This is a genomic window from Streptomyces sp. ISL-1, assembly GCF_018614585.1.
Classification (GTDB): domain Bacteria; phylum Actinomycetota; class Actinomycetes; order Streptomycetales; family Streptomycetaceae; genus Streptomyces; species Streptomyces maoxianensis.
Window position 1 is genome coordinate 1 of the sequence record NZ_JAGGOI010000080.1, and the last position, 5333, is coordinate 5333.

Sequence of the window (5333 nt, forward strand, 5' to 3'; positions counted from 1 at the left end):
GGTTCGCTGTGGCGAAACCAGCCGTCACCCAGATAGCGTCGGATCGTTTGAGACCACAGTTGTCCCACGGGGAGTCGCCAGTGAACCGCCGTTCTTTGCCCATTGCTGCCGCGCTCACAGCGATCGCAGCCCTGCTCCTGACCGCCTGCAGCGGCAGCGACGAAAAGCCCAAGGCCAACGACAAGATCGCCGGCGCCGACCAAGGAGGCAAGGCGTCGGTACCACCGAGCGCCACACCCTCGGACACTGATGGACGCCCGAAGATCGAACTCCCGGCCGACCTCAACTACACCTTCGAGTGGTCGAAGACGGGTGATCCGGCCAAGGACGCCGTCCTGTCCGATGGAGAACAGTTCATCAAGGCCACCGACATGGCCGTCGCTGAACAGGACCCCCTTCACAAGGCTTACCGATTCTACTCCGAAGGGGAGATGTCTTCGGCTACGCAGGATTATGTTCAGGCCTACGTGGATAAAAAGATCCGGAACACCGGGACGTACCGCTTCTACAAGGAGACGGTGACACTCGGCAAGGACGGCAAAGCCTCTCTCGTCTACTGCGAGGATCAAGGCAAGGCTTTCGCCAAGAACATCAAAACGGGCAAGATCGAAAAGACCCCGGTAACCAAAAAGAGCTACGTTCTTTACAACACTGCACTGCGAAAGAATGAAGTAGGCGTCTGGGTCACCACTGAAATGATTACCCAGAGGGGGAGCATCAAGTGCCAGCCTTGATTCGCAGGCGGGGAATACTCTCTGTCGTTGCCGCGACCATGGTCGTCCTTGTCAATGCACCGCTCGCACTGGCGGACGATCCCATCGACCAGACCACCAAGCCTCCGACAGGGACGGGTCCATCAGGTGATGTGAACGGCAACGATCTCTCGGCCACAGCCGGGGGTGTGGTCTTCGACCGCTCCAGGAACGGCACCGGCAGCACCGTTGGCCCCGTCGCTGCCGCTGGAAACTGGTCCCCGCCGCTTTGCTGGTACGCACCCAAGTACACCCCCGCGCAGTTCAAGGCCTACGTCGAACCCATCTGGGCTGCCGGGTCCACAGGTAACGAGTGGGACGTCGCCCAGCGCAAGCGCTACGTAGAGGGCGAGCCCTACAAAGACTTCAACATCGACAAGGCCGGCAAAGGCTACTGGTGGGACTCCTACGCCGACATGAGCCGCATCGGTGAACCGGGCGCCACCGCCTGCGACAAGCCGATCTTCTGGGTCGACACCGGCACCCCGCCGCCTGCCGATGTGCCCGAGGCCATCACGCCCGAGATCCTCGCCCAACTCGCCTACGCCGAGATACGCGTACCCGACACCAAGATAGAACTCGCCCCCCAGGCCGTCACCAAGGTCAACCTCCCCACTTGGGCCTGGCTGGACAAAGCAGAGTTCAAACCGGTCTCCGTCACCGCCTCGGTCCCCGTCCTCAACATCCAGGCCACCACCACAGCCACCCCGGTCTCCCTCAAAATCGAACCCGGAACGAAGGACGCGACGCTCCACCCTGCCTCCGGCGAATGCCCCATCAACGCCGACGGCAGCATCGGCACCCCCTACACCAAGGGCAGCGGCAACAAAACCCCGCCCTGCGGCCTCACCTACCTCCGCGCCTCCGGCGAGGGCACGTACAAACTCCAGGCCACCATCACCTGGAAGATCCACTGGACCGGAACCGGCACCCCTGGTGGCAATCTCCCCGACGGCACCTTCGGCACCACCCAGGACATCACTGTCCAGGAAATCCAAGCCATCAACCGCTGAGCTGAGGAAGACAGATACACCGAATGAGTGACCTAGAGCTCGACGGCACGGTCTTTGAGGATTTGAGGAAGACATTCTCTACGATCAGCAACCGCATGGAAACCACACGTCGCACCCTACGCAGCACCGACGGCTCAGTCGTGGGCGCAGACAAACTCGTCGAGGACGTACGTGACTTCGCCGACGAGTGGGGCCACGGCATCAAGCAGCTCGGCAAGCACACCCAGAACGCGGTGAAGATGATCGACAAGATCGGCGAATCCTTCAGCAAGCTCGATCAGGACCTCGCCGAGTCCCTCAAGTCCACGAAGAAGAAGGGCAAGTGACGTGGGGGTCGGCCTGCCTTCCCCCACATAGGCTGGGACCCCACCCCTGGAGACGTAGAGGACACCCGGGAGCTCGCCAAGAAGCTCGGCGGCCTCGCGACCGAACTCGGGGCAGCTTTAAGGGACTTGGAGAGAATCGAGAACGGGGCTTGGAAGGGCAAGACCGCCCTCGCCTTCACCGAGTACATCGAGAAGGACGTTACACCGCTCGTACGTATGAGCTACGACTCCTTTGGCAAGGCCTCCCGCGCGCTGCACCGGTGGGCTGGCGAGCTGCAGGACTTCCAGGACGAGGCCGACCGGCTTGAGAAGTCTGCCGGGCAGAAGCTCGATGCGGAGAAGGAAGCCGAGACGAAGGCCGAGGGTAAAGGGAGCAAGGAACTCGGCAAGGCCTCCGGCGAAGTCGACGAGGTCACCAACAAGGTCCATGACCTTGAGGAGCGCTACAAGCGTGCCGCCGGAGCCATCAGCAAGGAGCTCGACAAGGCCGGTGACATCGCCCCGGACGAGCCCGGCTTCTGGGACAGGCTCACCAAGGGCGTCGCGGACGCGTGGGACGCCACCGGAGAGTGGATCAAGGACCACGCCGACATGATCAAGCTGATCGGCGACCTGCTGAGCGACCTGACCGCGATTCTGGGCTTGCTGGCCATCATGACGCTTCCGTTCCCACCGCTCGCGGCGATCTTCGGCACTGCCGCGCTCATCGCGAGTGGGCTTGCGTTGGTGGCGCACGGTGTGGCCAAGGCAGCAGGCGCCGACGTGAGTTGGATGCAGATCGGGCTCGACGCAGTGGGGCTGATGCCGGGTATCGGGGCGTTCAGCAAGGGCATCAAGGTGGTCGGCAAGGCCCCAGCGCTGGCCAAGGCCGGCAACCTCGGCAAGGGATTCGAGGCAACCAAGCTCGGCAACGCTCGTATGCTGCTGTCCGTCGGCGAGGGTGCGAGGGATGTCACGGGCGGGCTCAAGCTTCTGCCCGGCAAGGTGGTGCTCGGCGGCACAGCCAAGAATGTGTACGAGGTCGCGCACGCGACCAGTGGCGTGATGTCGCGCATGGGAGGCCTCGCCAACGCGGGCTACCACGCGGGCCAGTGGGTCGGCTCCAAGGGAGCCAACCTCATTCCCGGAGTGAACATCAACCCTCTGGGAGCCGGCATCGCCATGGACGCCGGGCTCAAGATCTTCCCCAAGATCACGAGCATCCACCAGCACGTAGGAGAAGCACTCTTCCCCGGCGACCAGTTCGAGAAGTCGGCCTCGGGCAACTGAACGGCTGATGCGAAGAGACAGAATGAGCGCGCATGACAACGGCCCCAGAGCCGACGCGCAGGAAGACGGATATGGACATCTGGCAGCCTGAACCTGGCGAGACGCTCCTCGCCCGCACTCCAGTCACCTTCGCGACGGGCGAGGCCATGCGCGTCAGGGGCATGCGCTGGTTCCGCGACACCGAGCGCAATGACATCCAGAGCGAACTGCCGGGCTGGCCGGAGGGGCCGGTGTACGCGGCCCGTTCGACAGGCGGCTCGCTCGTGCGGAACATCGGCAAGGGCGGGGGCCTCGCTCTGGTCGGCGTCCTCATGGCCGTGCTCACCGGCGGAGGAGGCAGTGGTCCTTCCAGCTCCAGATCCGGCTCGGGGAGTTCCGACGACCGCGCCGACGAGATCGAGGACTTCCCCGTCACGTGGGCCGCGCCCGGCACCATTGCCCGCACCCTGCCCTGGCAGCTGGATCCCGCCCGCTCCTCCGAGGAGCACTACCGCACGCATGCGATCGTCACCGACCGCCGACTGGTCATCGTGGGCCTCCCTTTCTACAAGAAGGACAGGACGATCATCGAGGACGAGGCCCTATGGGAAACCGAACGGTCCACGATCAGCCGGGTAGAGCCAAGGAACTTCCGCAACGAGCGGGACGTCAAGGTCCTCTTCACTGACGGCTCATGGTGCAGGCTGAGCGCCATCTCGCGGACGGAACTCACTCGGCACCTGGTCCACCCTCTCGACCTGGTTCCTCTGGAATCCCTCACACCAACACAGCGGAACACTGTCGACAGCTTCCTCGCGACAGCTCGGGCTCAGGCGCCGGACTCCGGACCCCCCGTAATCACGCGTCGCCCCTGCGGCCACTACAGGGTCGAGGTTCTGCCGCCGAGCAGAGTCGACTCGTTCTTCGGCGCCACCGAGCTGGACATGATCATGGGCTCTGACGGCGCTGAGGTAGAACTCATGGCCCAACACCCAGACGACTTCTAAGCCCTGACTCTGCCCCCTTGCCTCTCCTGACCAGAGCGGACCCATCCCCATGACGACCCCCGCCGACTCCACGAGCGTGCTCCCACCCACCCCCGCCGACGGGGAGCCCCCGCCCCTCTGGTTCAACGTCCCCGATGGCTTCTTCGCCCTCCCCCTCGCCGCCACCCCCGAGGAGCGCGCCGAGCGCGCCCAGTCCTTCGTACGAGGGCTCTACTCTCGCGGCGACGAGACCATCTGGGAGCCCGCCGCCCCCTACTACGTGGCGATAGCCGAGCTCATGGCAGAGAGCGGGGTCTCGTACTCGGCGATGGGGCTCTTCTCCACAGCAGAGGAGAGCGACTCCGACAACGACGCAGACGAGGGGGGAGCGGGCGCGGCGGCGGGAGACGAGGCCGAAGAAGAGGTCGAGGTCAGGCACGAAGGCACCGATGGCGTCGCGCAGTGTGCCTTCACCGTGGCGGCCGTCCCGACGGACCAGGCCGGCGCCGACACCGACGTCGTGGCCCAGGGCATCCTCGCGATCCTCTCCCGCGACCCGCACAACGACGCCCGCTGGCTCGACCTGCCGTGTGGACCCGCGGTCTCTTGCATCACCCTGAGCGAGTACAAACTGAGTGCGGAAGTAACGGAGAGCGGTGAGGCGATGGATCTCCTCACTGGCCAGATCCAGGTCCATGTCCCGTTCCCCACCGGCCCGTTCACCGCGATCTTCACGCTCTACACCGCGTCCACGGACTACTGGGTCGAGTTCTGCGACATGACCGCGGCCATCCTGCAGACGGTGTCGTTCACAGAACCGGACGCCGAGATGATCGACGGCGACAGCAACGGCGTCTGATGGAGCTGATCCGGCCCGCCCTTAACGGGATTCTCGCCCAGGCGGACGGCAGGGCGAGGGCAGACCCGGCAACGGCCATCTTGGCATGACCGTAGACCTCGCCTCCTTGACCCGACCTGCGGTACGGATGTGCGCCCCGCTGGCACCGA

Annotated in this window: 6 protein-coding genes; all 6 read left to right on the forward strand. The window is 64.5% G+C overall.

The window, feature by feature from the left end:
• Nucleotides 1–734, forward strand: a 734-nt coding sequence (locus J7E87_RS34510; protein WP_308313205.1) for a hypothetical protein, incomplete at its 5' end; no start/stop codon positions are given.
• A 38-nt stretch (nt 735–772) separates the two neighbouring features.
• Nucleotides 773–1765: a hypothetical protein gene (locus J7E87_RS34515; protein WP_215098611.1), complete on the forward strand. Its 993-nt coding sequence runs from the start codon at nt 773–775 to the stop codon at nt 1763–1765.
• A gap of 95 nt (nt 1766–1860) precedes the next feature.
• Nucleotides 1861–2091: a hypothetical protein gene (locus tag J7E87_RS34520; protein ID WP_308313206.1), complete on the forward strand. Its 231-nt coding sequence runs from the start codon at nt 1861–1863 to the stop codon at nt 2089–2091.
• A 27-nt stretch (nt 2092–2118) separates the two neighbouring features.
• Complete coding sequence (locus tag J7E87_RS34525) at nt 2119–3360, forward strand: enoyl-CoA hydratase/isomerase family protein (protein WP_215098615.1); 1242 nt, start codon at nt 2119–2121, stop codon at nt 3358–3360.
• Between the two features lie 32 nt (nt 3361–3392).
• On the forward strand, nt 3393–4346 hold the full coding sequence (locus tag J7E87_RS34530) for a hypothetical protein (RefSeq protein WP_251018439.1): 954 nt from the start codon (nt 3393–3395) through the stop codon (nt 4344–4346).
• A 49-nt stretch (nt 4347–4395) separates the two neighbouring features.
• Nucleotides 4396–5184, forward strand: a complete 789-nt coding sequence (locus tag J7E87_RS34535; RefSeq protein ID WP_215098613.1) for a hypothetical protein — start codon at nt 4396–4398, stop codon at nt 5182–5184.
• Nucleotides 5185–5333 lie beyond the last annotated feature (149 nt).